Origin of the sequence: Corallococcus sp. CA053C, from assembly GCF_003611675.1 — a bacterium.
Lineage (GTDB): Bacteria > Myxococcota > Myxococcia > Myxococcales > Myxococcaceae > Corallococcus.
Genome location: NZ_RAWA01000719.1, coordinates 1 through 2,160, shown reverse-complemented (window position 1 = coordinate 2,160; position 2,160 = coordinate 1). Strand labels below are relative to the sequence as shown.

The following is a 2,160-nucleotide window of genomic DNA, read 5'->3' as shown; positions in this document are numbered from 1 at the left end:
CACCTCCACCGGCCGCCCCGGACCGAACTTGAGCGCGTTGGATATCAACGCCGACACCGCCTGGTCCACCCGAAGCCGGTCCCACGTGCCCCACAGCCCGCGGCGCGGCGACTGGCGCAGCTCACACTGCGCCGCGGCGGCCTCCGCCTGGTGGCGCTCCAGCACCTCCGCCACCAGCTCCTCCAGGTCGAAGCGCTCCGGCATCAGCGACAGCTCGCCGCTGCTCAGCTGCGACACGTCCAGCAACCCCTCCACCAGCGTGCCCAGCCGCCGCACCTGCCGCACGCTGCGCTCCAGGCGCGCCACCACCTCCGCGTCCAGCCGGTGCGCCTCCGAGCGCTGCAGCAGCGTGCCCAGCTGCAGCCGCAGCGTGGTGAGGGGCGTGCGCAATTCGTGCGCGGCCACGGTGAGGAACTCGTCGCGCAGGCGCACCGCCTCGCGCGCCTCCTGGAACAGCCGCGCGTTCTCCAGGGCCAGGCCCGCGCGCCGCGCCAGTTCCTGCGCCAGCGCCAGGTCCACCCGGCCCAGCGTGCGCTCACCGAGGGTGCCCAGCGACAGCACGCCCAGCACGCCGTCGCGGCCGGGCAGCGGCACGTTCACCACCGAGCGCAGGCCCAGCTCCTCCAGCCCGCGCTGGTGCGCCGCGTCCCCGTGGATGGGTTCGGGGCGCAGGCGCACGTCCTCCACCAGCTCCGGCGTGCCCGTGCGCAGCACGTACGCGGGGCCCCCGGTGGCCTGCGGCTCCAGGGGGTAGCGCTGGTGCAGCTTCATCGCCAGGGCGCGCCGGGCCGCGTCCGGGTGCGCCAGCGCCGCCAGCTTCAGCCCGCCCCGCTCCAGGTCGTGGAGGAAGAAGGCGCTCCAGTCCGCCACCCGGGGCACCACCAGCTGGACGAGCTGATCCAACCGCGCCTCCTGCTCCAGCGACGCGGTGAGCATCTCGCTGGCCCGGGCCAGGATTTCGCGGTCCACCTCCGCGCGCGCTCGCTCGCGCCGCACGCGCGTCTCCTCCAGTTCGCGCGCCACCGCCGGCCCCAGCCGCGCCAGCCGGTCCTTGGAGAAGCAGTCGCGCGCGCCCGCCTTCATCAGCGTGACGGCCTGCTCCTCGCTGAGCTGGCTGGACAGGACGATGAGCGGCACGTCCCGCCCCACCTCGTGGAGCACCGCCAGCACCTGCAGCGCGCTGAAGCCCGGCAGCCGGTAGTCGCACAGCACCAGGTCCCAGCCGTCCGTGGAGAGCGCCTCGCGCAGCCCTTCGAGCGTCTCCACCCGACGCGTCGTGGGCTGGTAGCCCGCCTGCTCCAGCTCCGCCGTCACCAGCGCCGCGTCGTTGGCGTTGTCCTCCACCAGCAGCAGCCGGAAGGGCGTCATGCCCGAGCCCCGGCCCACACCGACACCCGGAGGGATGCGACCTGGAGAGGAACCTGGACACGGCCGGGCGCCGTGCCGGGAGCGCTCCGCCCGGGGGCCCACCGCCGCGCCGGCCGGGAGCCGTGTGCTGCATCCATTCGCGTGACTCCTCCCGGGTGTGGGGCCGGATGAACCACGGCCTCCGGCGCTGGGCCTGCGCTCCACATGCTAGTGGCCCTGCCTGTCACACCCCCGGGAGAAATGCCCGACGTTCGCTTCCGAGCACTGGCCGGTGAACGTCCGCCCCCTCGGCCCCCGGCCCGGGACGCGAGCGCCCCGGACTACCAGGAAACGTCGTATTCACTGTCGAGCAGGGACAGCTGGCGTCCGTGGACGCGCACGTCCTGGGCACCCACCGCCTCCAGCGCGCCCAGCAGGACGCCCTCGTGGTAGGGCGCGGGCATGAAGTCCCGGCGCATCACGAAGCGCGCGCTGCGATCCCCGGTCCACAGCACGCTGCGCTCGCCGTAGCTCACCGCCGTGCTGTAGCCGTTCGCCAGGTGTTGCAGCAGCAGCCGGGGGTTCCTGCGCGAGGCCTGCATCAGCTCGCGGCCGAACATGGAGGCCAGGAAGTCCACCGTGGCCTGCGTCCCGATGTAGTGCAGCGACTGAGCCCAGTCCCCCAGCTGCGGGCGGAGCAGCCGCGTCGCCCGGGCCGCCATCGCCAGGAAGCGCGTCACCGGGTACAGCTCCCCGGCGTTCAGCGCGTGCAGGCCCGCCGCCTCCAGGCACTGCGCGCCGGCCGCCTCGCCC

General features: G+C 74.3%; 2 protein-coding genes. Both read right to left on the bottom strand.

Going from position 1 to position 2,160, the window contains the following annotated elements; translation table 11 throughout:
• The coding region (locus tag D7V97_RS42535; protein WP_120616216.1) for a response regulator at positions 1-1,368 on the bottom strand (1,368 nt) is incomplete at its 3' end.
• Positions 1,369-1,688: 320 nt separating this feature from the next.
• Positions 1,689-2,160, bottom strand: a 472-nt coding sequence (locus tag D7V97_RS42530) for a TIGR02265 family protein (RefSeq protein ID WP_120616215.1), incomplete at its 5' end; no start/stop codon positions are given.